The sequence below is a fragment of the Reyranella sp. genome (genome assembly GCF_050185545.1).
Classification (GTDB): domain Bacteria; phylum Pseudomonadota; class Alphaproteobacteria; order Reyranellales; family Reyranellaceae; genus Reyranella.
In genome coordinates this window covers 64,905-89,414 of the sequence record NZ_JBFWZI010000008.1, presented here as the reverse complement: position 1 = coordinate 89,414, position 24,510 = coordinate 64,905, and the positions used below count along the sequence as shown (strand labels likewise).

Genomic DNA, 24,510 nt, shown 5'->3' with positions numbered 1-24,510 from the left:
AGCCGCTCGCGGTCGCCAAGCTGATGAAGGCGGTGGTCGACAAGGAGCAGCCCGGCCTGGTGATCGTCGGCAAGCAGGCGATCGACGACGATTCCAACCAGACCGGCCAGATGCTGGCTGCCCTGCTCGGCTGGTCGCAGGGCACCTTCGCCAACAAGCTGAACCTGGCGGACGGCAGCGCCGAGGTGAAGCGTGAGGTCGACGGCGGCCTCGAGAACATCAAGATCAAGCTGCCGGCCGTGATCACCACCGACCTGCGCCTCAACGAGCCGCGCTACGCCTCGCTGCCCAACATCATGAAGGCGAAGAAGAAGCCGATCGAGACCCTGGCGCCCGACAAGCTCGGCGTCGACGTCGCGCCGCGCCTCAAGACGCTCAAGGTCGAGGAGCCGCCCAAGCGCAAGTCCGGCATCAAGGTGAAGACGGTCGCCGAGCTGGTCGACAAGCTCAAGAACGAAGCGGGAGTGATCTGACATGGCCGTGCTCGTCGTTGCCGCGCATGATGGCAAGAACGTTCGCAGCAATGTCGCGAACGCCGTGGCGGCTGCCGCGCAGATGGATTCCGAGGTTCACGTGCTGGTGGCCGGCAGCAACGCCGGCGAAGCGGCCAAGTCGGCTGCCGCCATCCAGGGCGTCGCAAAGGTTCTCGAGGCCGAGGATGCGGCCTACGCCAACTGGGTCGCCGAGGACGTGGCGCCGCTGGTGGTCAAGCTGGCGCCCGGCTACAGCCACGTCGTGATGGCGGCCGACTCGGTGGGCAAGAACATCGCCCCGCGCGTCGCCGCGCTGCTCGACGTCGCCCAGGTCTCGGAGGCCATCAAGGTCGTATCGCCCGACACGTTCGTGCGGCCGATCTACGCCGGCAACGCCATGGCGACGGTGCAGACCGCCGACAAGATCAAGATCGTCACCATCCGTCCGACCAACTTCAAGGCGGCGGCGGGCGGCGGATCGGCGCCGGTCGAGAAGATCGCCGGCACCGGAGCCGGCGGCCTCGCGTCCTATGTCGGCGCCGAGCTCTCCAAGAGCGAGCGGCCCGAGCTTACCAGCGCCAAGATCGTGGTTTCCGGCGGCCGCGGCCTGCAGAGCGGCGAGAACTTCAAGATGCTGGAATCGCTGGCCGACAAGCTCGGTGCGGGCCTCGGCGCCAGCCGCGCCGCGGTCGACGCGGGCTACGTGCCGAACGACTACCAGGTCGGCCAGACCGGCAAGGTCGTGGCGCCCGATCTTTACATTGCCATCGGCATCTCCGGCGCCATCCAGCACCTCGCCGGCATGAAGGACAGCAAGACCATCGTCGCGATCAACAAGGACGAGGAGGCGCCGATCTTCCAGGTCGCCGACTACGGCATCGTCGGCGATCTTTTCCAGATCGTTCCCGAGTTGATCGCCGCGGTCGAAAAGAAGTAGCGCGGAGTATCGCGTCATGATCAAGCGCATCGGCGTCATCGGTGCCGGCCAGATGGGCAGCGGCATCGCCCATGTCTGCGCGCTCAAGGGCTTCGACATCCGCCTGGCCGATGTCGACCAGGCGCATCTCGACAAGGGCCTGGAGTCGATCGGCCGCAACATGGACCGCCAGATCGGCCGCGGCATGATCCGTCCCGACGACAAGGACGCGGCGCTGCGGCGCATCTCGCCCGGCCTCGACTACAAGCAGTTCGCCGATTGCGATCTGGTCGTCGAGGCGGCGACCGAGAACGAGGCGGTCAAGCGCGACATCTTCAAGAAGCTGTGCGACGGCCTGCCGCCCAACGTGCTGCTGGCCACCAACACCTCGTCGATCTCGGTCACCCGGCTCGCCTCGGTGACCGACCGGCCCGGCAAGTTCATGGGCATGCACTTCATGAACCCGGTGCCGCTGATGGGGCTGGTCGAGCTGATCCGCGGCATCGCGACGGAGGAGGAGACCTTCCGCACCGTGCGCGACGTGGTGGTGAAGCTCGACAAGAAGCCGGTCAATGCCGAGGATTTTCCCGCCTTCATCGTCAACCGCATCCTGCTGCCGATGATCAACGAGGCGGTCTACGCGCTCTATGAAGGCGTCGGCAATGTCGAGGCGATCGACACCGGCATGAAGCTCGGCGCCAACCATCCGATGGGCCCGCTCGAGCTTGCCGACTTCATCGGCCTCGACACCTGCCTGTCGGTCATGCAGGTCCTGCACGAGGGCCTGGCCGATTCCAAGTACCGCCCGTGCCCGCTGCTGGTGAAGTACGTCGAGGCCGGCTGGATCGGCCGCAAGGTCAAGCGCGGCTTCTACGACTACTCGAGCGAGCGTCCGGTCCCGACGCGGTAGTGCCGCTGGCGGGGGCGGCGCCTTTGCGGTTGCATGTTGCAAATCGATGCCTCGCACACGTCCCAAGCCCTCGTCCGTCCCCGAGCGCATGGCTGACTATCGCCAGCGCATGCGGTTAGCTGCGCTGCGACCGTTGCAGATTTGGGTTCCTGCTACGCGTGCGCCAGGATTTGCCGCCAAGTGCCGACGTCAGGCTCGGGCGGTCGCGGCGGGCGATGAACTCATGAAGTTCATCGACAGCGTGCGTGATTGGCCAGAGCGTTGATCCGTCGGGGGCAGTTCGTGGTTGTCGCCGTGCCGGGGCTTCTTCGGCTCCAGAGAGCCTGCGGGAAGCTTCGGAGATGATTTCCAGGCTCCGCACGAGCGGATAGAGCGTCTTCTCATCAGATTGCAAGGTTTCGAACGTGTGACCTCCCGCGACCTGCTCGGCGAGCTCGATGTTGCGAAGGATCTCGCGGAGCGTACCGCTTTCCCTCTCAGAAGGCATACACGGTGTCGCGCGCGGCGGGTGCGCGCAAGTGAGGCTTGAGCGCGTTCCGATCAATCACATCGACCGGCCCCTCGAACAGTCCCGCCACATATTCCTTGAGTCGCACATAGTCGTAGACGGAGCCCTCTTCACCTGGCTCGAACTCGACCAGAATGTCGATGTCGGGCCGCTCTTCGCCGCGCGCGATCGAACCGAACAGCGCCGCATGCCGGATGCCGCGCTTGCGCAGCTCCGGTTCGGCTGCTTTCAAGGTGGCGATGATCTGATCGCGCTTCATGGCCGTACCCCTGGTCCATCCAGGCCACCTGGCCGCGGGATTCGCCGTCTGGCTGCGCCTTGCTGATGCGATGATAGGAACCACAGTCGTCGTCGACCTGAGTGCATCCGCGATTCGGCCGCAATCGACGCCATGATGTCTCGCCGACACGGGGGTGATCCAATGAACTCTGGTACGTTGCGTCTTTCGGTCGTGCTGACGGTGCTGGTCGGCACGGTGCTCTCGGTCCTTCCTGTCGGACCGGCGCAGGCGCAATGGGTGATGCTCGCGCGCCGCGCGATCGGCCGCATTCATCACATGGCGGAGGCCAACCAGCAGGGCGGTCGCACGGGCTACGATTTCGCGACGGTGATTCTCGAAGCGCCAGCCGACCGTGTCTTCGCAACGGCCGTCCAGACGGCGCGCGGGAACCCGGCCGTACGCGTGGTGTCGGAGGATCCTGGCCAGCGTCGCCTGCAGGTCGCCGAGGGCGATCGCCTGGCGACGCTGAACGTGGTCCCGTTCAGCGACGATGTCTCGCAGCTCCTGATCGCCGGCCACGCCGGACAGGGCGAGGGGCCGACGGCCTCCTTGGTGGTCCAGGCGGTGCTGCACATCTGCAAGGAAATGGGCAAGCATTGCGAGGTCGGTGGCGGCTGAGCCGCCAGCATGCGCGCTCTCGCCCTGGTCGCGGTCGGCCCGGTGCAATGGCTCGACCGCCAGCTTCTCGAGCCGCGCGCCGACGAGCGCCTGGCGGGTTTCCGCCGGTTCGCCGTCGAGTTCCTCTATTTCGGCATCAAGGAAGCGCGCGCCTGCCTGTTCGCCGGCCTGTTCTTCCTTGCCGTCTTCACCGTGCCGCGCACCGGCCTGTGGGGCGTGCCGCGCTATGACGTGCTGTTGGTCTTCGCCCTGGTGGTCCAGGCGTGGATGGTGTGGGCCAGGCTCGAGACCTGGGACGAGGTAAAGGCGATCTGCCTGTTCCATGCGCTGGGGTTCCTGCTCGAGGTCTTCAAGACCTCGAGCGGCATCCAGTCGTGGAGCTATCCCGACTTCGCCTACACCAAGCTGTTCGGCGTTCCGCTGTTCTCGGGCTTCATGTATGCCGCGGTCGGCAGCTACATCATCCAGGCATGGCGCCTGTTCGATCTGCGCATCCGCCACCATCCGCCGTACTGGATGGCCTGGCTGGTCGCGGTCGCAATCTACGCCAACTTCTTCACCCACCATTTCATCGGCGACTATCGCTGGTACATCGCCGCCTGCGTGCTCGGCCTCTACGCGCGCGCCACCGTCGTCTTCCGGCCGTTCGACCGCGACCGCAGCATGCCCCTGCTGCTGGCCTTCGTGCTGATCGGCTTCTTCATCTGGCTGGCCGAGAACGCAGCGACGTTCTTCGGTATCTGGCGCTATCCCAACCAGCTCGGCGCCTGGACATTGGTCCACGTCGCCAAATGGAGCTCGTGGTCGCTGCTGGTGATCATGACCTTCACCATCGTGGCCAACCTCAAGCACATCAAGCGCATGATCCACGTGCCGGAGTGATCATTGCTGGGAGCGCGCCACTCATAGGTGCTAACTTTGGGCGGTCCAGCAAAGTCCTCATCCTGAGGAGGTCGCGTAGCGACCGTCTCGAAGGATGCGCGACAGACCAGATCGCTGGAATAGCGGTGTTGCAACATCGGATTTGTTGCCGACCCTTCGAGACGCGGCCTCCAGGCCGCTCCTCAGGGTGAGGTCCCTTGTAAGTTAAGTTAGCGCCTATGAGCGCGCCACTCCAGTGGCGCTCATGCGGTTGCGCGATCGATCAGAAGAGTGCCACTTACGGCGGAGTTTACTTCGCCTCTTGTGGCGCGGTCCCAGCCATGAGTGTCACGCCAACCCCAGAAACCGCTCTGCCGTGCGCCAACGCACGCCGTCGGCCAGTCCCGCCGGCAGCGGAGCCAGGTGCTCCTCGAGGTCATGCACCGCGCCGGGATAGGTGCAATCGTAGTGGGGATAGTCGGCGCCCCAGAGGATGCACTGCTCGAGGCCCATCTCGGCAAGCCGGGGCAGGCGATTGGCCTCGTCCGATTCGATCGAGATGAAGCACTGCTCGCGGAACAGCTCACTCGGCTTGTGCTTCAGCCACGGCACGTGCTGGCCCATCGAGTCGAAATGGCCGTCGAGCCGGTCGAGCCAGTACTCCAGCCAGCCCAATCCCGATTCGAGGAAGGCGACGCGCAGGCCGGGATGGCGCTCGAGCACGCCGCCGGCGACGATGTCGAGGCAGGCCGCCATCTGCTCGAACGGATGGCAGATCATGTGGCTGAAGAAGAGGTTGTCGTAGCGGCCGGTAGCGAAGCTCGGCATCAGGGCGCCGAAGCTGCCGTGCACCGCGGCGAACAACCCCTCGCCGGCCACTGCGTCCCAGAACGGTCTTAGCGATTGGTCGTAGAGCGCCAGCCCCTTGTACCGTTCCGGGCGGAAGCAGACGCCCTTGAGGTCGAGCCTGGCGATGTGGGCGACCTCGCGATGCGCCGCCTCCGCGCTCTGCAGCGGCACGATCCCGACCGCGCTCAGCCGGCCCCGACCATCGCGGCACATGTCGGCGATCCATTCATTGTAGCCATGGCAGGCCGCCGCGGCGACCGCGGGATCCTCGATGTCGCCGGCCAGCAGGTAGAGCGAGGGGAAGAGCAGGGCGCGCTCGATGCCTTCCTCGTCGAGCACGCCAACGCGCGCGCCGCCGTCATACGAGCCGGGCAGGATGTCGTCCCAGGTTGGCACTTGGTCGGGATCGTCCATGCCCCAGGGCACGCAAGCTGCGGCCGGCCTGAGGTTGCGGCGGATCGTCCCGTTGATCGACAGCCAGTCGCAACCGTCGGGATCGCGCTCGATGCGGATCGTGTCGGCGCGGTGGCGCTTCTCGACGTAGTCGTTCCACAGTACCGGCGGCTCGCAGATGTGGCCGTCCGCGTCGATCACCCGCTTTGTCATTTGTTTCCTCCGGGATGTCGCGCGAGAGTTGGCTTCCCGTCCTGTCCGCGCAAGGAAAATTCACATGGCTCATCGGCCGATCCGCATTGCCGTCCTGTATTTCGCCCACGAGACGGTGACCTTCCTGCCGAACGACACGACGCTTCAGGATTTCATCTACGAGCGCTCGCCGGCGAGCGGCGAGGCGCTGCTGGCGCACGATCCGCGCTCTTACATGGGCGGCTTCGTCAAGGTGGCGCGCGAGCACGACGGCGTCGATCTGGTCGGCATCGAGTCGCCGCTATGGCCGAAGACCGGAACCGGGTCGGGCTGGGTGACGGAGGAGGCCTACGAGACGTTCGTCAGCCGCATGATCGACGGGTTGTGGGCCCAGGGACCGTTCGACGGAATCTACCTGGCGCTGCACGGCGCCATGGCGGTGCGCGGCGTGGCGCGGCCCGAGGCGGATCTGGCCCGGCGGGTGCGCGCGGTCGTGGGGCAGGGTGCCTTCATCGTCGGCACCTTCGATCCGCACGGCAACGAGGACGAGGAATTCCTGCGCCACGCCGACATGGCCTTCACGGTGAAGTACTTTCCTCACTACGACAGCCACCTGCAGGGTGAACGGGCGGCGCGCATGCTGGTGCGGGCGATCCGCGGCGACTACGCGCCGGCCACCGTGACGCGACGCGTGCCGATCCTCTCGGCGACCGTCCTGCAATGGACCGGCGCCTCGCCGTGGATGGACCTGGTGCAGCGGGCGCTCGTCTGGGAGGCGCGCGAGCCTGATCTCTACGTCAATTTCTTCTTCGGCTTTCCCTTCGCCGACGTGCCCGATGTCGGCATGACCTTCCAGGTGATGACCAACGGCAAGCCCGACCTGGCGCGCAAGGCGGCCGACGACATGGCGGCGGCCGCGTGGCGCCGGCGCGAGGCGCTGCTCGGGTCGACCAGGGTTCATCTCATTCCGGAGGGCGTCCGACTCGCCAAGGAGGCGATGGCGCGAGGCGCCACGCCCATCGTGCTGGCCGATCACAGCGACCGCTCGGGATCGGCGACTTGGCTCCTGAAGGAGATCATCGCCCAGGACCTGTCCGACACGCTGATCGCCACCATCGCCGATGCGCGGACGAGCGACGCCCTGAAGGCGCGCGGCGTGAAGGCGGGCGAACCATTCGACATGGAGGTCGGTGGCTTGGCCGACGAGTCGGCCGGCACGCCGGTGCGCATTCAGGGCACGGTCCTGAATGCCGTCGAAGGCCATGGCCAGCTCTGGGTCGTCGTGCAGTTCGGCCGCAACAACGTGCTGGTGCTGAGCCGCTACCTCGTCCAGGTGATGGAGCCCGAGCCGCTCGGCGCGCTCGGCCTCGACGTCAGCCAGTTCAAGGCATTCGCCATCAAGTCACGCGTGCACTTCCGCCGCGGCTTCGACGACAGCGGCTTCGCCAAGACCATCCTGCTGGTCGAGCCGGAGCAGCCCTTCCTGGGCACGGTGAGGCTCGAGGGGCTGCCGTATCGCAACGTCGACCTGAAGAAGTTCTATCCGTACGGCAGTCCGCTGTTTCCGTGACGATTCAGATGCCGGCGCGATGACTGGCAGCGGTCGGTTTGGACTGGATTGGGGCTGGGCCCGCTTGCGCGAAGGGTAGCGCATGGCAATGCTGCCGGGCATCGCCAGGAGAACGGAGCGCCCCGACCCGGTCCAGCCCCAATTCCAATCACTACCGATGATCGGCTGGCTGCGCTCGAGCCGCCCTTGGGCACGGATGGTGGCAGCAGAGACGAGCCAACCCGGCTGCGTTGTCTGCCGGCCCACGCGGTGTCGCGATAGCAGGGACGGCAAGCTTCTCTGCGAATCGAATCGCGCGACAGTGTCCAGCATTGCCGACGCAAGCCGACTCCCTGGTGACGCAACGGCTTTCCGTTGCGTCACGGTCAAATCATTGAAGACAAAGGCAAATGACGCTGTGACGCAGATGACGCAAAATTCGATGCCGAATCTCCGCGGCCGATCGAGGAAGGAGGGAGGCGACGGCGTGACAGAGCAGGCGTCGGATGACCCCGAACGCAAAACGGCGGTCCCGAACGCAAAGGGCGTTGCCGAACGGTCGCTTGCGTTCGGCCAACTCCTTGATTCGAAAGGTTCCGAACGCACCGAACGCACCGAACGCAAGAATCCGGGGTCGTTCTATTCCGTGGGCTGGCGAGCGACGCTCTCCGCCAACCGTGGCGTGCTCCGGCGTCCGCCCGAAGCGCCGAGCTCCCTGATCCGCTGCTCCAGGTTCCCTGATCCGATGACGCGAAATTGCCTGATCTGGTACCGCGCGGTCCCTGTTGATTTTCAGCCTTGGTTGCCGAGCGCTGCCTTCATCAGCGCGATGCCCTCGGGCGTGTCCCAGTCGGCGTCGCCCTCGATCCGCCCGAGCTCGCGGCCGGCCGGATCGACCAGGATCGAGGTCGGCAGGAGGGTGACGCCGAGCGTCGACATCGCCTTCCTGCCCTTGTCGTAATAGATGCCGAGATGGTCGAGGCTCTGATCCCTGTAGAAGGGGGCGACCTTGGGCTTGGACGGACCGTCGAGCGAGATCGGCAGGACGACGAACCGGTTCCTGGGCAGCATCGCCTGCAGGCGGTCGAGGCTCGGCATCTCCTTGACGCAGGGCGCACACCAGGTCGCCCACAGGTTGATCAGGCGCACCTTGCCGTTGAGGTCGCTGAGTCGCATCGGCTGGTCGTCGGCGTCGAGGAACTCGAGGTTGGGCACGAGCCTGGCCGGGTTCGTGATCTTGAAGCGCGCCATGGCGCCCCTGGCCAACTTTGCCGACACCTCGGCGCGCGCCCGCGCCGGCTGTGCGATCGATTGCACGGCCGAGGCGGCGGCAACCGCCAGCAGGCGGCGCCGGCCAGTGAGGAAATGTCGGTCGGGATGTGCCATAAACCGCGTTCCTACAGAGTCATTGGCTGATATTCATGGCACGAAAGAACACGACTGCGCGAGGGGCGACGCCCTCCAAGGCGACAACCCGCTCCAACACCATGTGGGGCGGCCGCTATGCGCGCGGTCCGGCGGAAATCATGGAGCGGATCAACGCCTCCATCGGCTTCGACCGCCGGCTTTATCAACAGGACATCGCGGGTTCGCTCGCGCACTGCGACATGCTGGTCAAGCGCGGCATCCTGACCGCCAAGGATGGACGCGCCATCAAGCGCGGCCTCGCCCAGGTGCGCGAGGAGATCGAGGCCGGCCGGTTCAAGTTCTCGACCAGGCTCGAGGACATCCATTTCAACGTCGAGGCGCGGCTGACCGAGCTGATCGGGCCGGCCGGCGGGCGCCTGCATACCGCGCGCTCGCGCAACGACCAGATCGCGCTCGATGTGCGATTGTGGGTGCGCGACACCATCGACCGGCTGGAAGCCATGCTGGCCGACCTGCAGGCCGCCCTGATCGATCGCGCCGAGGAATACGCCGCGACCATCATGCCGGGCTTCACCCACCTGCAGACGGCGCAGCCGATCACCTTCGGCCATCACCTGCTGGCCTATGTCGAAATGGTCGGGCGCGACCGCAGCCGCCTCCGCGACTGCCGCGCCCGGCTGAACGAATCACCGCTCGGGGCGGCGGCGCTGGCCGGCTCGCCGCATCCGATCGACCCACGCCAGACCGCGAGGGCGCTGGGCTTCGACCGGCCGATGGCCAACTCGCTCGATGCCGTGTCGGACCGCGACTACGTGGTCGAGTTCATTGGTGCGGCGTCGCTGATCGCCGTGCACCTGTCGCGGCTGTCCGAGGAGATCGTGATCTGGTGCAGCGCGCCATTCCGATTCATCACGCTGTCGGACGCCTTCACCACCGGCAGCTCGATCATGCCGCAGAAGCGCAATCCCGATGCCGCCGAGCTGACGCGCGCCAAGGTCGGCCGCATCGTCGGCGCCTTCGTGGCGCTGTGCACCGTGCTGAAGGGCCTGCCGCTGACTTACGGCAAGGACATGCAGGAGGACAAAGAGCCGCTGTTCGACGCCGCCGATTCGCTCGAGCTCGGCGTCGCCGCCACGACCGGCATGGTGCGCGACCTCAAGGCCAATCCCGAGCGCATGCGCGCCGTCGCCGCGGCCGACTACTCGGTGGCCACAGATCTCGCCGACTGGCTGGTGCGCAAGGTCGGCCTGCCGTTCCGCCAGGCCCACCACGTGACGGGCCGGCTGGTCGGCATCGCCGCGGCCAAGGGCGTCGATCTCGACAAGCTGACGCTCGCCGAGATGCAGGCGGTCGAGCCCAAGATCGATCGCGGGGTGTTCGGCGTGCTGACGGTCGAAGCCTCGGTCAATGCCCGCAAGAGCCTGGGCGGCACGGCGCCTGTCAATGTTGCGCGCGCCGTGCAGGACGCCCGCCGTCGCTTCCTGGGACGCAATCGATGAGCTTCTTCACCTACAGGGACGGCGCCATGCACGCCGAGGGCGTGGCGCTGGCCACCATCGCGGCCCAGGTCGGCACGCCGTTCTACTGCTATTCGGCCGGCGCGCTGCGCGCGGCGTGGCGCGAGTTCGCCGACGGCATCAGGGGCATGGACGCCCGCGTCTGCTACGCCATGAAGGCCAACTCCAACCTGGCCGTCGTCCGCCTGTTCGGCGAGCTGGGGGCAGGGGCCGACATCGTCTCGGTGGGCGAGATGCATCGCGCGCTGGCGGCCGGCATCCCGGCCGGACGCATCATCTATTCCGGCGTCGGCAAGAAGGCGTCGGAGCTGATGGCGGCGCTGCAGGCCGGCGTCGGCCAGATCAATGTCGAAAGCTCGGCCGAGCTCGAGACGCTGAACGCGGTGGCGGGCCAGCTCGGCGTGGCCGCCGACATCACCATCCGGGTCAATCCCGACGTCGATGCCGGGACTCACGCAAAGATCACAACCGGCCGCAAGGAGAACAAGTTCGGCATCGACATCGACCTTGCCCGCGAGGCCTACGCCCTGGCCGGCCGGCTGCCCAATCTGCGGGTGGTCGGCGTCGCCATGCACATCGGCTCGCAGCTCACTTCGCTCGAGCCCTACCGCAGCGCCATCGTGAGGGTGCGCGAGCTGATCGGCCAGCTCAGGACCGACGGCCATGCCATCGACCGCTTCGACATCGGCGGCGGCCTGGGCATCGTCTATGCCGACGAGAAGCCGCCCTCGATCCCCGACTTTCTTGCAATGGTGGCCCGCGAAACCGAGGGGCTGGGCTGCGAGCTGACTTTCGAGCCGGGCCGCCGCCTGGTCGGCGAGGCGGGCGTGCTGGTGAGCGAGGTCATCCTGGTGAAGCCCGGCGCGGCGAAGACCTTTGTCATCGTCGATGCGGCCATGAACGATCTCATCCGGCCGACGTTGTACGAGGCGTGGCACGACATCGTGCCGGTCAAGGAGCGCCGCGATGCCGCCACGATCCGTTGTGACATTGTCGGGCCGATCTGCGAATCGGGCGACTACCTCGCGCAGAACCGTGATCTGCCCCCACTGGCTGCGGGAGACCTCGTCATGATACGCTCGGCCGGTGCCTATGGCGCGGTGATGGCCTCGGCCTACAACACCCGCCCGCAGGCGCCGGAGGTCATGGTCGATGGCACGCGGTTTGCGGTGATCCGGCCGAGGCCTTCGATCGAGGAGATGCTCTCCGCCGAGCGGTTTCCGCCCTGGATGGAGCCGACGAAGCCTTAGCGCCCACGCCCCCGGGCGCCCCGTGTCAGAGATAGACCGTCAGAAACAGAGAGGACGGCGATGGACGCCAGCCAGACCACCCAGATCGCAGCGCCCGGCGTGGCCCGCAAGATCGGCGTGGCCCGCATGGCCCTGGCTTGGGAGAGCCTGTGGCCCCGGCTCGTGCCGCTGCTCGGCTATGTCGCCCTGTTCGTGGCGGCCGCCCATTTCGACCTGTTCGCCGGCCTCGACCCGTGGGTCCATACGGGCCTGCTGGCCGTGCTGGCGATCGCCTTCGGGACCCTGGCGTGGTGGGAGCTGCGCGGCTTCACCTGGCCCGGCCGCGAGGAGGCGGTGCGCCGCCTCGAGCGCGACAGCGGCGTGCCCCATCGTCCCCTGGTCGCGGTGCAGGATCGCTTGGCGACCGGCGCCGGCGATTCGATGGCGACCGCCCTGTGGGAGGCTCATCGCCGTCGCGAGGCCGAGCGGCTGGCGGCGCTCAACAACAAGCCGGCCCATCCCGGTCTCGCCATCCTCGACAAGTGGGCGCTGCGCTTCGTGCCGCTCCTGGTGCTGATCGTCGCCTTCGCCAGTGCCGGCGGCTGGCGCGTCGATCGCATGGCTGCCGCCGTCACGCCGGCCTTTCCGCCGCCGCCGCCGGTGGTCGCCAATCTGTGGATCGCGCCGCCGGCCTATACCGGCAAGCCGCCGATCTATCTCGACATGGCCGATCGCGACAAGCTGCTGCGCGTACCCGTGGGCAGCAAGCTCGCCGGCTTCGTCGACGACGTGCGCGGCCGCAAGCCGCCCCAGCTGGTGATCGAAGGCGGCGGTGCGCCGGCCGAGTTCAACACGGTCGGCAAGGGCAAGTACCAGATCGAGCAGGTCATCACCGAGGGCAGCCAGATCGTCCTGCAGGCGCGCGGCGACGAGCAGGCGCGCTGGAAGCTGCATGTCATTCCCGACCTGGCGCCGACCATCGAGTTTGCCAAGCCGATCGGCGTCGACAAGTGGTCAACCAAGGTCGAGTACATCGCCGGCGACGATTTCGGCGTCACCGGCGTGCAGCTGCAGATCCGCCTGCACGGCAGCGCGCTGGGCGACGAGGCGCTCGCCGCCGACGAGGAACCAGAGGTCATCCGGCTCGACCTGCCGGTGGCCGGCAACTCCAAGAAAGTCGGCGACAGCTTCGTGCGCGACCTGACCAGCCATCCGTGGGCCGGGCTGAAGGTCACGGTCATGCTGTTCGCGACCGACGCGCTCGGCCAGAAGGGCCGCAGCTCGGTCGAGACCTTCCTGCTGCCCGAGCGGGTGTTCAACGATCCGACGGCGCGCGCGCTGATCGTGCTGCGCAAGGCGCTGACGCGCGATCCCAAGGGCTATCGCCCCGACGTCGTCGACGGCATGCGCATGATCCACGGCAAGCCGGAGAGCTATCGCAACGATCCGGTGGTGCAGCTCGGGCTCAAGCTCGGCGCGACGAAGCTCGCCCAGGACGGCGACAAGCCCGTGATCACCGAGACCCAGAAGCTCCTGTGGGATCTCGCCATGCGCCTCGAGGGCGGGGCGATGTCCGACGCCGAGCGGGCGCTTGAGCAGGCCCGCCAGGAGCTGCGCGACGCCGTGCAGCGCAACGCGGGCGACGAGGAGATCGAGCGACTGATCCAGCAGCTCTACGACGCCATGGCGAAATGGCAGAAGGAGCTCGCCGAGAAGATGAAGGATCCGGAAGAGCGCCGCCGCATGCAGGAGCAGGCGGAGAAGATGGATCCCAACAACACCATCACCGGCGACGACCTGCAGCGCATGCTCGACAAGATTCGCGAGATGGCGAAGAACGGCCAGCGCGAGGAGGCCAAGCGGCTGCTCGAAGAGTTGCGCAAGATGATGGAGAACGCCACGCCGATGATGGCCGGCCCCAACCAGCAGCGTCAGCAGGGCCAGCGCGGCCAGCAGGGCCAGGGCAACCAGCAGGGCCGCGAGATGATGAACCAGCTCGACCGCCTGTCGCGCCGGCAGAACCAGCTGCTGGGCGAATCGGAGCGCGAGGGCCGTCAGCAGCAGGGCCGCCAGGGCCAGCAGGGACAGCGCGGCCAGCAGGGCCAGCAAGGCCAACAGGGTCAGCAAGGCCAGCAGGGTCAGCGCGGCCAGGGCAACCAGCCGGGCGACGGCCAGTGGGGCGAAGGGCAGCGCGGACAGCAGGAAGGCCTGCGCCGCCAGCTCGGCGACTTCATGAAGCGGCTCGACGAGAACGGCATGCCGATGCCCGACTCGCTGGGTCGTGCCGAGCGCAACATGCGCGAGGCCGAGGACGCGCTGCGCCGCGGCGACCCGCGCGACGCCTCGCGCGCCCAGCGCCGCGCCCTCGACAACCTGCAGCAGGGCATGGGCGACATGGCCGAGGCGATGCGCCAGCGCGGCCCGGGCAACGGCCAGGACCTCGCCGAGATCGAGGAGCGCGAGCGGCGCAGCGAGGACCGCGACCCGCTCGGCCGCTCCGACGGCAACTACGGCGACGCGGTCGACACCGGCGTCGACAAGGTGCCGCTCGAGCTCGAACGCCAGCGCAGCCGCGAGATCCTCGACGAGCTGCGCCGCCGCGCCGGCGAGCAGCGCCCCAAGGACGAGCTCGACTACATCGACCGGTTGCTGAAGACGTACTGATCTCACGATTCCTCCCCGGCTCTGCCGGGGGGTGTCGGCGCCTCGCGCCGAGGGTGGGGTATTGTTTCTTCCGGCCCGCGGGCGTCTCGCCCGCTCATGTGAAGAGGGGGCGAGACGCCCGCGGTCCACATGAGCGATGACCCCGTCGACGTATGACGGCGACACCTCCCCGGCGAAGCTGGGGAGGGGGAAACCTATCCCGTCTTCGTCTGCTCGACCACGCCGATGTAGGGCAGGCCGCGGAAGCGGTGGGCCCAGTCGAGGCCGTAGCCGACCAGGAACTCGTCGCCTGCCTCGAAGCCGACGAAGTCGGCCTTGAGCCCCGTCCGGCGCTTGCCTGGCTTGTCGAGCAGGGTGCACACCGACACGTGATTGGCGCCGCGCTCGAGCAGCAGGTTCTTAGCGAAGGAGAGCGTGAAGCCGGACTCGAGGATGTCGTCGACCAGCAGCACCTCGCGGTCGCGCACGTCGTCGACGATGTCGCGCACGACCTTGACGCTGCCGGTCGTCTGGGTGCCGGTGCCGTAGCTCGACAGGGTGAGGAAATCCATCGACCAGTCGGCGCCGGCGCGGCTCAGCGCGCGGATCAGGTCGGCGGCGAACACGAAGCTGCCCTTCAGCACCGACACCACCAGCGTGTCGGCCGGCAGCCTGGCGGCGAGCTCGGCCGCCATGACGTCGATGCGCGCGGCAATCTCCGACGCTGAGAAACGGATCGAGACGGTGGGCCGGCCGGCCGTCGCGGACGTGGTCATGTGCCCTGCTACTCGATGGCCGGCCCGATGTCGACCCGTGCCGACCCTCTACCTTCCCCGGCCGTGCCGGCCCGTGGCGTGGCTCGTGGCATGGCCCGTCCGGTTTCTGCCGTCGCCCAGCGCGCGGGCGCCGGCGGCGGGTCGAGCGAAAGGCCGGTGGCGCGCCATGGCAGCGGCGACTTGGTGCCAAGGTCGCCGCGAAACACCAGCACGGCGCCCAGCGCCACCGCCAGCAGGACGACGGCGGCGATCCAGTAGGGCCAGCGTGGCCGGCGCACCTGCGGCCGGGCGATCGCCGGCAGGCCGGAGCGATAGGTGGGCTCGGGCTCGTCCTGACCCTGGGCGCGCTCCACCGCGTCCTGCATCCGCGCTTGGGCCTGCTCGACGCGCTCGCGCAGGATCGCCGCGGAAGCCGGACTGGCCCGCTCGAACCAGCGATTATTGCATCGCGCACATTGAACCGTGCGTCCCGTGGGACCGATTGCCAACGGATCGACGATGTAACGCGCCCCGCAATTGGAACAGGTGACGTGCATGATGAGCGGGGAATTCCGCGCTAGATGTGCTTGTGGCCGGACATTAAGCTTCCAAATCTTGCGTTACAAGCATGACCGGTTTTCTTCTCTGGCTGCGCTCCCTGGCCTTCAACGTGGGTTGGTATATCGGCACGGCCGTCATCGCTGTCGCCGGCATGCCGATGCTGCTGCTGCCGCGTCGCGCGGTCGTGGCCTGGGCCCAGCTGTGGATAAGGTTCTGCCTGTGGTGGCTGCGGCTCACCATCGGCCTCGACCATCGGCTGTGCGGGCTGGAGAACCTGCCGGCCGGCCCCGTGATCGTCGCCTCCAAGCATCAATCGTCGTGGGAGACGCTCGCCTACACGCTGCTGTTCCCGCATGCCGCGACGGTAATGAAGCGCGAACTGGTCTACATCCCGATCGTCGGCTGGGCGATGGCGCGGGCCGGCAACATCGCCGTCGAACGCGGTGACGGCGCCCGCGCGCTGCGCGGCCTGGTGCGCCACGCCAAGGCGGTGATCGCCGAAGGCCGGTCGATCCTGATCTTTCCCGAGGGCACCCGGGTCGCCGTCGGAGCCGAGCGCCCGTACCAGGTTGGCGCCGCCGCCCTCTATCGCCAGCTCGGCGTTCCGGTGGTCCCGGTGGCCCTAAATTCCGGCCTGTTCTGGGGCCGTCGCCGGTTCGTCAAGCGGCCAGGCCGGATCACCGTCGAGGTGCTGCCGGCAATCCCGCCGGGCCTCGACCGCGAGACCTTCATGTCGACCCTTCGCGAGCGCATCGAGGGCGCCACCGGGCGGCTGGTCATCGAGGCTGCGAAATCGGAACGAACAAGGAACAAGGCTGTTGATATCGATCTGGCCGACGCCTAGGATTCAATATGGAATGGGCTCCTGTCTCCCAGCGCATCTGGGACATGAAATACCGCTTCCGCGACCCCGCAGGCGCCGATGATGGCGACCTGGAGGGGACCTGGCGACGGGTCGCCAGGGCCCTGGCAGCGGTCGAGCGCGACCCCGAGCTGTGGGCCGAACGGTTTCATGCGGCGCTCTCCGGCTTCAAGTTCCTGCCTGCCGGCCGGGTGATCGCCGGCGCCGGCACCGGGCGCAGCGTCACCCTGTTCAACTGCTTCGTCATGGGCGCGATCGCCGACGACATGTCGGGCATCTTCGAGAACCTGCGCGAAGCCGCGCTGACCATGCAGCAGGGCGGTGGTATCGGGCACGATTTCTCGACCCTGCGCCCGCACGGCGCGCCGGTGAAGGGCGTTGGCGCCGACGCCTCCGGCCCGCTCTCCTTCATGGACGTCTGGGACGCGATGTGCCGCACCATCATGAGCGCGGGCTCGCGCCGCGGCGCCATGATGGCGACCCTGCGCTGCGATCATCCCGACATCGAGGCGTTCGTCGACGCCAAGCGCGATCCGACGCGACTGCGCATGTTCAACGTCTCGGTGCTGGTCACCGATGCCTTCATGAAGGCGGTGAAGGAGGACGGCGACTGGGATCTCGTGTTCGGCGGCCGGGTGTTCCGCACCATCAAGGCGCGCAGCCTGTGGGAGCGCATCATGCGCGCCACCTACGAGTACGCCGAACCGGGCGTGATCTTCATCGACCGCATCAACCGTCGCAACAACCTGCACTATTGCGAGACCATCCACGCTACGAATCCTTGTGGCGAGCAGCCCCTGCCTCCCTATGGCGCCTGCCTGCTGGGATCGATCAATCTCGCCGCGCTGGTTGCCGAGCCTTTTACGCCGGGCGCCCATCTCGACCTCGATGCGCTGGAGCGGCTGGTGCCGCTCGCCGTGCGCATGCTCGACAACGTGATCGACGTGTCGCGCTTTCCGCTGCCGCAGCAGGAGCGCGAGGCCAAGGCCAAGCGCCGCATCGGCCTCGGCGTCACCGGTCTCGCCGATGCCCTGATCTTCTGCGGTGTGCGCTATGGCTCGCCCGAAGCAGTCCGGCTGACGCGCGACTGGCTGGGGGCGGTGCAGCGCCTGTCCTATCTCGCCTCGGCCGACATCGCCGCCGAGAAGGGAAGCTTCCCGCTCTACGATCGCGCCCGCTTCCTGGCCGGCGAGACGATCCGCGGCCTGCCCGAGGAGGTACGCGCCGCGATCGGCCGCTACGGCATCCGCAATGCGCTGCTGAACTCGATCGCACCGACCGGCACGATCTCGTTGCTCGCCGACAACATATCCTCCGGCATCGAGCCGGTCTTCGCCTTCAGCCATGTCCGCCACGTGCTGCAGCCCGACGGCTCCAGGCGCGAGGAGAACGTCGAGGACCACGCCTTGCGCGTCTGGCGGACGCTCAAAGGCGGCGAGGCGCCGCCGTCCGACGCCTTCGTCGATGCCCAGACGCTCGAGCCCGCCGCGCATCTCGCGATGCAGGCCGCTGCGCAGGAGTTCGTCGACAGCTCGATCTCCAAGACCATCAACCTGCCGCGCGACATCTCCTTCGAGGCCTTCAAGGACGTCTACGAGCAGGCCTATGCGCTGGGCTGCAAGGGCTGCACCACCTACCGGCCCAACGACGTGACCGGGGCGGTGCTCGAGGTGAAGCCTGCGGACGCCAGGAGTGCGCCGGCCCTCGTGCCGTCGGCGCGCGAGGGCGGTGTCGTCTACATCGCCCAGCCGCTCGACCGGCCGGGCGACCTGCCGGGGCGGACCTACAAGATCAAATGGCCGGGCAGCGATCACGCGATCTACATCACCATCAACGACATCGTGCAGGACGGCCGGCGGCGGCCGTTCGAGATCTTCATCAACTCCAAGAACATGGAGCACTACGCCTGGACGGTGGCGCTGACGCGCATGATCTCGGCGGTGTTCCGCCGCGGCGGCGACGTCTCGTTCGTGGTCGAGGAGCTGAAGGCGGTGTTCGATCCGCGCGGCGGCCAGTGGATGGAGGGCCGCTACGTGCCGTCGCTGCTGGCGGCGATCGGCGGCGTGATCGAGCGCCACCTGGTCGAGATCGGCTTCCTCGCCGGCGACGGCCCGCGTCTCGCCGACGTCGTCGAGGCGAAAGTGCGCCTTGCGGCCGGTCAGCGCGATCCTGCGGGCGGCGGCGCGGCGGCGGTGATGGGCCAGTGCCCCAACTGCGGCGCCGCCGCGCTCACCCACCAGGAAGGCTGCGACGTCTGCCTGAACTGCGGCTACTCGCGCTGCGGCTGATCGGGTCGGGGCGAGGTGCGTGCACTTGAGGCGGAGTGATCTCCGCCGACGGTGGCACTGTTGTCATGCTTCCCCCCCGCTTGGCTGCTACGGAGCCGACACATCTCTTTTTCTCGCCCGTAATCGGGGGAGGTGCCCCGTCATATGGGCGGAGGGGGAAGGCCTCAGACGAGATCCATGAAGTTTCCGATGTCGGAACTTTATGAACCTCGCGTGAGGCTATCCCCCTCCGGCCCTTCGGGCCTACTCCCCCGATTGCGGGTCGATTGCGGGGGAGGGACATGCGAACCAGGGCGCCGGCCACAATGGCGAAAGGGTCTTGATTTGGCCGGGGAGTGGTCGCAAATCGACACAGCAGAGGAGGCGTGGCATGGCCCTGCGGGCAATCCTGATGGCGATGGCGATGGTCGGCGGCCTGGCGGCGCTTGCGCCGATGCCGGTACCGGCACAGCGCCTGCCTGCGGACCGCAGCGAGCTCAGCTTCTCCTATGCCCCCCTGGTGAAGCGTGTCTCGCCGGCCGTCGTGAACATCTACACGACGACATCGGCGCGCGTGCAGCGGCGGCTGCCGTTCCCCTTTCCCGGCGTGCCCAATGCCGGGGAGCGGGTGCAGAACGCCTTGGGCTCGGGCGTCCTGGTGCGTCCCGACGGCCTCATCGTGACCAACGCCCACGTCGTCAAGGGCGCCGACGAGATTCGCGTCGTGCTGGCCGACCGGCGCGAGTTCGAGGCCAAGCTGGTAAGCCAGGAGGAGCGCTTCGACCTCGCCCTGCTGCGCATCGAGGGCAACGGCGACAAATTCCCCTTCCTCGAGATGCGCGATTCGGATTCGGTCGAAGTCGGCGACATCGTGCTCGCCATCGGCAACCCGTTTGGCCTGACGCAAACGGTGACCAGCGGCATCATCTCGGCGCTGGCGCGCAGTGCCGGCGGCGTCAACGATTCGAGCTTCTTCATCCAGACCGACGCCGCCATCAATCCGGGCAATTCGGGTGGTGCGCTGGTGAGCCTCGACGGGCGGCTGATCGGTGTCAACACGGCGATCTACTCGCAGACTGGCGGATCGGTGGGCATCGGTTTCGCCACGCCGTCGAACATCGTCTCCCGCGTGGTCGCGATCGGCGAAAGCGGCGGGCGCATCGTGCGCCCGTGGCTCGGCATCAACATGCAGCGCGTGACGCCCGATCTGGCTTCCGGCCTCAACCTGCCGCGGCCCGTCGGTCTGGTGGTCAAGGAGGTCTTTCCGGGCGGCCCCGGCGCGCGCGCCGGCCTCAAGCGCAACGACGTCATCGTCGGGCTGAAGGATCAGCCGATCGACGACGAGGCAAGCATGCGCTTCCGCCTTGCCACCTTGCAGGTCGACACCGTGGTGCCCATCCGCGTCATTCGGGCCGGCAAGGAGCTCGTGTTCGACATGAAGCTCGCGCCGCCACCCGAGGATCCGCCGCGCGACAAGTCGCTGCTCGAGGGGCGCCAGCCCTTGAGCGGCGCCTCGGTGTCCAACATGTCGCCGGCCGTCGCCGACGAGCTGGGGCTGGTCGAATGGCGGCCGGGCGTGATCGTCACCGAGATCACGCCCGGTTCCTACGCCGGACGCTTCATCCGGCCGGGGGACATGATCCTGGGCATCAACGGCCAGGAGGTGAAGAACGTCGCCGAGCTCAAGAAGCGCGTCACCGGCGGCGTGGCCAGCGTCACCATCGGCCGCGAAGGCATGGTGTCGACCGTCCAGTTCCGCTGAGCCGAAAGCGGGGCGCGCGCAATGCCGGCCGAGCTGTTCGCCTCGCTCGCTCCGACGCCGCTCGCCGAACGGCTGCGCCCAAGGACTCTCAGCGAGATACTGGGACAGGACCATCTGCTCGGGCCGGAAGGCCCGATCGGCCGCATGCTGGCCAACCGCAAGCTCGGCTCGCTGATCCTGTGGGGCCCGCCGGGCTGCGGCAAGACGACGATCGCCCGCCTGCTGGCGGAGGACACCGACCTACATTTCGAGCCGCTGTCGGCGGTGTTCTCCGGCGTCGCCGACCTGCGCCGCATCTTCGAGGCGGCGCGCCAGCGCCGTCGCGACGGCAAGGGCACCCTGCTGTTCGTCGACGAGATCCACCGTTTCAACCGCGCCCAGCAGGACGGCTTCCTGCCCTATGTCGAGGACGGCACCGTCACGCTGGTCGGGGCGACGACGGAGAACCCTTCCTTCGAGCTCAACGGCGCCCTGCTGTCGCGCTGCCAGGTGCTGGTGCTGCGCCGCCTCGACGATGCGGCGCTGGGCGCCCTGCTGGGGCGGGTCGAGCAGGCGCTCGGCCGCACGCTGCCGATCGACGAGGAGGGCCGCCAGGCCCTGTTCGCCATGGCCGACGGCGACGGCCGCTACCTGATCGGCCTCGCCGAGCAGCTGGCCCAGCTCAAGGACAAGGGGCCGGTGCCGCCGGCCCGGCTGGCGACGCTGCTGCAGAAGCGCGCGCCCCTCTACGACAAGGCGCAGGAGGGGCACTACAACCTGATCAGCGCGCTGCACAAGTCGCTGCGCGGGTCGGATGTCGATGCCGCGCTCTACTGGTTCGCGCGCATGCTCGACGGCGGCGAGGACCCGAAATACATCGCGCGCCGCCTGGTCCGCTTCGCCGTCGAGGATGTCGGCATGGCCGACCCGCAGGCGCTCACCCAGACCCTCGCCGCCTGGGACACTTACGACCGCCTGGGCTCGCCCGAGGGCGAGCTCGCGATCGCCCAGGCCGTGATCTATCTCGGCACGGCGCCGAAATCGAACGCGGGCTACACGGCCTTCGGCGCCGCCAAGCGCGCCGCCAGGGAGCACGGCTCGCTGATGCCGCCCATGCACATCCTGAATGCGCCGACCCGGCTCATGAAGGAGATCGGCTACGGCAAGGGCTACGAGTACGACCACGACACCCAGGACGGCTTCTCCGGCCAGAACTATTTCCCCGACCGCATGGCGCGCGAGGAATTCTACCGGCCCGTCGAGCGCGGCTTCGAGCGCGAGATCCTGAAACGCCTGGAATACTGGAAGAAGCTGAGGGCGAAGAAACGGTAGCACGCGAGGTTCTCGAGGCTTTTCTCGAGCTGGCGGCCGATATCGCCGGCGCCGACGATCTTCTGGTCAGAATCCCAGGCGACCTGGCCGGACACGTGCACAGCGTCCCCACGCGGCGTCGTCACGACGGTGACCTGCGAGAATCCGTAGGGCCTGCTGTCGAACAGCCCGGCCGGGACGCGGGACGATCGACTCAACTCGGCTTCCCGCGTGCGGCTCGTTTCGCGGTGGTGCTCAGCTGCGCGGCTTGGCCATCTCGCGCACGACGCGGCGGTCGCGGCCGTAGACGTCGTCGCGGAACAGCGGCGTGCCGTCGGCGCCGGCCGTGACGGTGCGGTAGGTCACGTACAGCGCGACCGGCTCGGGGAACGTGTAGTGCGCCTGCTGGGCACTCGCTATGACCTGGCGGACACGCTCCTTGCTGAAGCCGCTTCGGCCATCGAACACCTTCTCGACGAAGTCGAGCGGGTTCTGCAGGCGGATGCAGCCGTGGCTGAAATTGCGGCTGCCCTCGGTGAACAGCCAGCGGTTCGCCGTATCGTGCATGTAGATCCCGTATCGATTGTTGAACGGGAAGAAGATGTATCCCAGTGCATTGCCGGCGCCCGGGTCCTGCCGGATGCGGTAGGGGAAGGCCTTGGGATGGATGGAATTCCAGTCGACCGACGCCGGGTCGAGCTCGGTATTGTCCTGCCAATTCTCGAAAAGCTTGAACCCGGCCGACTGCAATGCGTAGGGGTCGCGGCGCAGCATCGGCAGGTATTCCTCGCCCGAGATCGATTGCGGCACGGTCCAGTAGGGATTGGTCTGGAAGCCGCGCATCACCGACTGGATCTCCGGCGTCGGATCCTTGGGCGTGCCGACGATCACCAGGCTCTCGAATACCCTCCTTCCACCGTCGACGAACACCATGGAATAGTCGCCGGCATTGACCAGCACGTAGCGGCTGCCGAGATCCTCAGGCAGCCAGCGCCGGCGCTCGAGGTTGGCGACAATCTGCCCGATGCGCTCGTCGATCGAGGTGTTGAGCGACTGCGTGGTCTTGGCGCCGATGATGCCGTCGACCGTCAGGCCCTTGGTCTCCTGGTACGCCTTGACGACGGCGACCAGCTTGTCGTCGTACAGATCGACCGCCGGGCCGGCCTCCGGTACGACAAGGTCGAGTTCGGCCAGGCGCGTGCGCAGGAGCGGCACGCGCGGGTCGGTCATGCCGGGCCTCAGCAGGCGGCCGCCGGGCAGCGGCGTGAAGGCGGTCTTGTCGCGCTTGTCGCGCCACGTCGCCAGGGCCTTCTGCAGTGCCGGGTAATCGCCCTTGGGCGGCAGGCTGGCGAGGTAGGCGGGAAAGTCGGTCGCATCAGCGGCCTCCTTCAGGAGGAGCATGCGGTCGACCTGGCGTTGCTGGATGTCGATATTGCCGTCGACGCGATTGGCACGGACCCGACCGGTTGAAACATCGCTGGCATAGGCAACGAATGCCGTCGTGATCAGCTCCTCTGCGATGGCCGGATCGGCGCCCGGCGACAGGGCCTTCTCGACCTCGGCGACGCCGTACCAGCCAGGCTCCAGCCCATGGGCGGAGGCGCTCCGCAGCGCGGCGAGCAACGCCTCGGCGCGCTCCCTGGCAGGGTCGGATCCGACCCATAGCGGCTCTCCGGCAAAGCTGGAAGTTGACCCGACGGCGCCGATCAGGAACGCCAGGAAACCCAACAGAAAGCGATATCGAGTCACACAACCAATATATCCCCATGCCGCGGGGTCGTCCACCGAGGTGCGAAGCCGCTGCCGTGCAGGAAGGTGAGCAAGTCCGCGGTCGCGCGCCGCTTCAGCTCGGGTGTGCCGCCACCGGCACGGGCGCCCTTGGTCACGCAGTGCAGGCGCGCCCACGCCTGGTAGTCGGGCTCGCTCAGCGCCTCGCCGAGGGCGGGGATGAAGTGGCGGCCATCGTCCTCGATGACGTTGCGGCAGCACGACCAGTTCTCGGCATCCTTGATGTCGAACACCGGACCGATCGATTCCCAGCCGTGATGGGCGCTGCCATAGACCTTGACCTTGATGCGGGCGTTGCCGGCGGACCGCATGCGTTCGGCGTACTCGATGGCGAGCGGCGCCGGCGTGTAGTCGTCGCGTCCCGCCAGCATGAAGAACATCGGCTGGCCGTGGGTCGTGGCGTCACGATGCTGTGCGGTGGCGCCCGGGCAGATCGCGACGTGAAGATCGAACAGGTGGGGGAAACCGTTGCGCCAGCGCTGGCGGACGGCAATGGCGGCGTTGAGCGTCGCTACGCCGCCTTTCGAAACGCCCATCAGTCCAATGCGCGCGGGATCGATGCGCCGGTCCGCCCGCAACAGGGCCAGCGCGGCGAAGGCATCGCCCTCCATCTGGGCGGCCGAGACCAGCGACTGGTCGGCCACCGTCCGGCGCACGCCGCGGCCCGCGAAGCTGTCGACGATCAGCGCCGCCGTCCCGGCTTCGTTCAGGACCTGGGCGTAAAAGTGCTCGCGGTGGCGCTGGACGCCGGCGCTGCTCGTCAGGATCACCATGCACGGCGCCGGCTGCTCGCACGGTTCGGGAAGGAACAGGCTCGCCGTCAGCCGCGCCGGACGGCACGCCGCCGGATGATCGAACGTCAGGGTGTCGAACGACAGGATTTCTGGGGACATGGGCGCGGGAAATGATAAGTCGCCGG

General features: G+C 67.7%; 21 protein-coding genes and 1 pseudogene. 14 read left to right on the top strand and 8 right to left on the bottom strand.

Features of this window, described 5'->3' with window-relative positions; all coding sequences use genetic code 11:
- The 4 genes from AB7O82_RS03990 to AB7O82_RS03975 all read left to right on the top strand — a co-directional run.
- A partial coding sequence (locus AB7O82_RS03990) for an electron transfer flavoprotein subunit beta/FixA family protein (protein ID WP_428618678.1) occupies positions 1-473 on the top strand: 473 nt, incomplete at its 5' end.
- Between the two features lies 1 nt (position 474).
- Positions 475-1,410, top strand: coding sequence for an electron transfer flavoprotein subunit alpha/FixB family protein (locus AB7O82_RS03985; protein ID WP_428552347.1), 936 nt, complete (start codon positions 475-477; stop codon positions 1,408-1,410).
- 16 nt (positions 1,411-1,426) lie between these two features.
- The gene (locus AB7O82_RS03980) at positions 1,427-2,299 is read left to right on the top strand and encodes a 3-hydroxybutyryl-CoA dehydrogenase (protein WP_428552344.1); all 873 of its coding nucleotides are present in this window, start codon (positions 1,427-1,429) and stop codon (positions 2,297-2,299) included.
- A 46-nt stretch (positions 2,300-2,345) separates the two neighbouring features.
- Complete coding sequence (locus tag AB7O82_RS03975; protein WP_428552341.1) at positions 2,346-2,564, top strand: antitoxin MazE family protein; 219 nt, start codon at positions 2,346-2,348, stop codon at positions 2,562-2,564.
- A 211-nt stretch (positions 2,565-2,775) separates the two neighbouring features.
- Here AB7O82_RS03975 and AB7O82_RS03970 read toward each other — a convergent pair whose 3' ends face one another.
- Positions 2,776-3,066 (bottom strand): nucleotidyltransferase family protein, encoded by a 291-nt coding sequence (locus tag AB7O82_RS03970; RefSeq protein ID WP_428552338.1) that lies wholly within the window; start codon positions 3,064-3,066, stop codon positions 2,776-2,778.
- A 162-nt stretch (positions 3,067-3,228) separates the two neighbouring features.
- Between AB7O82_RS03970 and AB7O82_RS03965 the strand changes: the two genes are divergently transcribed.
- Positions 3,229-3,705 carry a hypothetical protein gene (locus AB7O82_RS03965; RefSeq protein ID WP_428552335.1) on the top strand — a complete coding sequence of 159 codons (477 nt, stop codon included), beginning with the start codon at positions 3,229-3,231 and terminating at the stop codon, positions 3,703-3,705.
- 9 nt (positions 3,706-3,714) lie between these two features.
- The gene (locus tag AB7O82_RS03960) at positions 3,715-4,587 is read left to right on the top strand and encodes a DUF817 domain-containing protein (RefSeq protein WP_428552332.1); all 873 of its coding nucleotides are present in this window, start codon (positions 3,715-3,717) and stop codon (positions 4,585-4,587) included.
- A gap of 327 nt (positions 4,588-4,914) precedes the next feature.
- On the opposite strand, the gene AB7O82_RS03955 is transcribed toward AB7O82_RS03960, so the two are convergent.
- On the bottom strand, positions 4,915-6,021 hold the full coding sequence (locus tag AB7O82_RS03955; protein ID WP_428618676.1) for an amidohydrolase family protein: 1,107 nt from the start codon (positions 6,019-6,021) through the stop codon (positions 4,915-4,917).
- A gap of 64 nt (positions 6,022-6,085) precedes the next feature.
- Between AB7O82_RS03955 and AB7O82_RS03950 the strand changes: the two genes are divergently transcribed.
- Positions 6,086-7,570 (top strand): M81 family metallopeptidase, encoded by a 1,485-nt coding sequence (locus AB7O82_RS03950; protein ID WP_428618674.1) that lies wholly within the window; start codon positions 6,086-6,088, stop codon positions 7,568-7,570.
- A 771-nt stretch (positions 7,571-8,341) separates the two neighbouring features.
- Here AB7O82_RS03950 and AB7O82_RS03945 read toward each other — a convergent pair.
- A complete protein-coding gene (locus AB7O82_RS03945; RefSeq protein ID WP_428553563.1) occupies positions 8,342-8,935 on the bottom strand; it encodes a TlpA family protein disulfide reductase in 594 nt (197 codons plus the stop codon).
- 35 nt (positions 8,936-8,970) lie between these two features.
- Between AB7O82_RS03945 and argH the strand changes: the two genes are divergently transcribed.
- From argH to AB7O82_RS03930, 3 genes are read left to right on the top strand one after another with little or no spacing between them, the layout of a single operon-like run.
- Positions 8,971-10,416, top strand: coding sequence for an argininosuccinate lyase (gene argH / locus AB7O82_RS03940; protein WP_428553560.1), 1,446 nt, complete (start codon positions 8,971-8,973; stop codon positions 10,414-10,416).
- Entirely contained in the window at positions 10,413-11,684 is a 1,272-nt protein-coding gene (gene lysA, locus AB7O82_RS03935) for a diaminopimelate decarboxylase (RefSeq protein ID WP_428553557.1), read from the top strand. Before argH ends, lysA begins: the two co-directional genes overlap by 4 nt.
- Before the next feature lie 60 nt (positions 11,685-11,744).
- On the top strand, positions 11,745-14,327 hold the full coding sequence (locus AB7O82_RS03930) for a TIGR02302 family protein (RefSeq protein WP_428553554.1): 2,583 nt from the start codon (positions 11,745-11,747) through the stop codon (positions 14,325-14,327).
- Between the two features lie 194 nt (positions 14,328-14,521).
- On the opposite strand, the gene hpt is transcribed toward AB7O82_RS03930, so the two are convergent.
- The 3 genes and pseudogenes from hpt to AB7O82_RS03915 form a co-directional block, all read right to left on the bottom strand.
- The gene (gene hpt, locus AB7O82_RS03925; RefSeq protein ID WP_428553551.1) at positions 14,522-15,082 is read right to left on the bottom strand and encodes a hypoxanthine phosphoribosyltransferase; all 561 of its coding nucleotides are present in this window, start codon (positions 15,080-15,082) and stop codon (positions 14,522-14,524) included.
- 8 nt (positions 15,083-15,090) lie between these two features.
- Positions 15,091-15,447: a hypothetical protein gene (locus AB7O82_RS03920; RefSeq protein WP_428618682.1), complete on the bottom strand. Its 357-nt coding sequence runs from the start codon at positions 15,445-15,447 to the stop codon at positions 15,091-15,093.
- 75 nt (positions 15,448-15,522) lie between these two features.
- A pseudogene (locus tag AB7O82_RS03915) lies at positions 15,523-15,618 on the bottom strand (MJ0042-type zinc finger domain-containing protein); the annotation flags it as partial.
- A gap of 71 nt (positions 15,619-15,689) precedes the next feature.
- Between AB7O82_RS03915 and AB7O82_RS03910 the strand changes: the two are divergent.
- The 4 genes from AB7O82_RS03910 to AB7O82_RS03895 all read left to right on the top strand — a co-directional run bounded on the left by AB7O82_RS03910 (position 15,690) and on the right by AB7O82_RS03895 (position 21,824).
- Complete coding sequence (locus AB7O82_RS03910) at positions 15,690-16,466, top strand: lysophospholipid acyltransferase family protein (RefSeq protein WP_428547103.1); 777 nt, start codon at positions 15,690-15,692, stop codon at positions 16,464-16,466.
- Positions 16,467-16,474: 8 nt separating this feature from the next.
- On the top strand, positions 16,475-18,772 hold the full coding sequence (locus AB7O82_RS03905) for an adenosylcobalamin-dependent ribonucleoside-diphosphate reductase (RefSeq protein ID WP_428547106.1): 2,298 nt from the start codon (positions 16,475-16,477) through the stop codon (positions 18,770-18,772).
- Between the two features lie 370 nt (positions 18,773-19,142).
- Positions 19,143-20,513: a trypsin-like peptidase domain-containing protein gene (locus AB7O82_RS03900; RefSeq protein WP_428547109.1), complete on the top strand. Its 1,371-nt coding sequence runs from the start codon at positions 19,143-19,145 to the stop codon at positions 20,511-20,513.
- A gap of 21 nt (positions 20,514-20,534) precedes the next feature.
- The gene (locus AB7O82_RS03895; RefSeq protein ID WP_428547112.1) at positions 20,535-21,824 is read left to right on the top strand and encodes a replication-associated recombination protein A; all 1,290 of its coding nucleotides are present in this window, start codon (positions 20,535-20,537) and stop codon (positions 21,822-21,824) included.
- Between the two features lie 234 nt (positions 21,825-22,058).
- Here AB7O82_RS03895 and AB7O82_RS03890 read toward each other — a convergent pair whose 3' ends face one another.
- Positions 22,059-23,552 (bottom strand): L,D-transpeptidase family protein, encoded by a 1,494-nt coding sequence (locus AB7O82_RS03890; protein WP_428618672.1) that lies wholly within the window; start codon positions 23,550-23,552, stop codon positions 22,059-22,061.
- Positions 23,549-24,484 (bottom strand): dienelactone hydrolase family protein, encoded by a 936-nt coding sequence (locus AB7O82_RS03885; protein ID WP_428547118.1) that lies wholly within the window; start codon positions 24,482-24,484, stop codon positions 23,549-23,551. The genes AB7O82_RS03890 and AB7O82_RS03885 overlap by 4 nt, the downstream gene beginning before the upstream one ends.
- Positions 24,485-24,510 lie beyond the last annotated feature (26 nt).

Coding starts and splice junctions, on each gene's coding strand:
- AB7O82_RS03920 (WP_428618682.1), bottom strand. CDS start 15,447: ATGCAGGACGCGGTGGAGCGCGCCCAGGGTCAGGACGAGCCCGAGCCC.
- lysA (WP_428553557.1), top strand. CDS start 10,413: ATGAGCTTCTTCACCTACAGGGACGGCGCCATGCACGCCGAGGGCGTG.
- AB7O82_RS03895 (WP_428547112.1), top strand. CDS start 20,535: ATGCCGGCCGAGCTGTTCGCCTCGCTCGCTCCGACGCCGCTCGCCGAA.
- AB7O82_RS03950 (WP_428618674.1), top strand. CDS start 6,086: ATGGCTCATCGGCCGATCCGCATTGCCGTCCTGTATTTCGCCCACGAG.
- hpt (WP_428553551.1), bottom strand. CDS start 15,082: ATGACCACGTCCGCGACGGCCGGCCGGCCCACCGTCTCGATCCGTTTC.
- AB7O82_RS03970 (WP_428552338.1), bottom strand. CDS start 3,066: ATGAAGCGCGATCAGATCATCGCCACCTTGAAAGCAGCCGAACCGGAG.
- argH (WP_428553560.1), top strand. CDS start 8,971: ATGGCACGAAAGAACACGACTGCGCGAGGGGCGACGCCCTCCAAGGCG.
- AB7O82_RS03900 (WP_428547109.1), top strand. CDS start 19,143: ATGGCCCTGCGGGCAATCCTGATGGCGATGGCGATGGTCGGCGGCCTG.
- AB7O82_RS03965 (WP_428552335.1), top strand. CDS start 3,229: ATGAACTCTGGTACGTTGCGTCTTTCGGTCGTGCTGACGGTGCTGGTC.
- AB7O82_RS03910 (WP_428547103.1), top strand. CDS start 15,690: ATGACCGGTTTTCTTCTCTGGCTGCGCTCCCTGGCCTTCAACGTGGGT.
- AB7O82_RS03980 (WP_428552344.1), top strand. CDS start 1,427: ATGATCAAGCGCATCGGCGTCATCGGTGCCGGCCAGATGGGCAGCGGC.
- AB7O82_RS03905 (WP_428547106.1), top strand. CDS start 16,475: ATGGAATGGGCTCCTGTCTCCCAGCGCATCTGGGACATGAAATACCGC.
- AB7O82_RS03975 (WP_428552341.1), top strand. CDS start 2,346: ATGCCTCGCACACGTCCCAAGCCCTCGTCCGTCCCCGAGCGCATGGCT.
- AB7O82_RS03945 (WP_428553563.1), bottom strand. CDS start 8,935: ATGGCACATCCCGACCGACATTTCCTCACTGGCCGGCGCCGCCTGCTG.
- AB7O82_RS03985 (WP_428552347.1), top strand. CDS start 475: ATGGCCGTGCTCGTCGTTGCCGCGCATGATGGCAAGAACGTTCGCAGC.
- AB7O82_RS03955 (WP_428618676.1), bottom strand. CDS start 6,021: ATGACAAAGCGGGTGATCGACGCGGACGGCCACATCTGCGAGCCGCCG.
- AB7O82_RS03930 (WP_428553554.1), top strand. CDS start 11,745: ATGGACGCCAGCCAGACCACCCAGATCGCAGCGCCCGGCGTGGCCCGC.
- AB7O82_RS03885 (WP_428547118.1), bottom strand. CDS start 24,484: ATGTCCCCAGAAATCCTGTCGTTCGACACCCTGACGTTCGATCATCCG.
- AB7O82_RS03960 (WP_428552332.1), top strand. CDS start 3,715: ATGCGCGCTCTCGCCCTGGTCGCGGTCGGCCCGGTGCAATGGCTCGAC.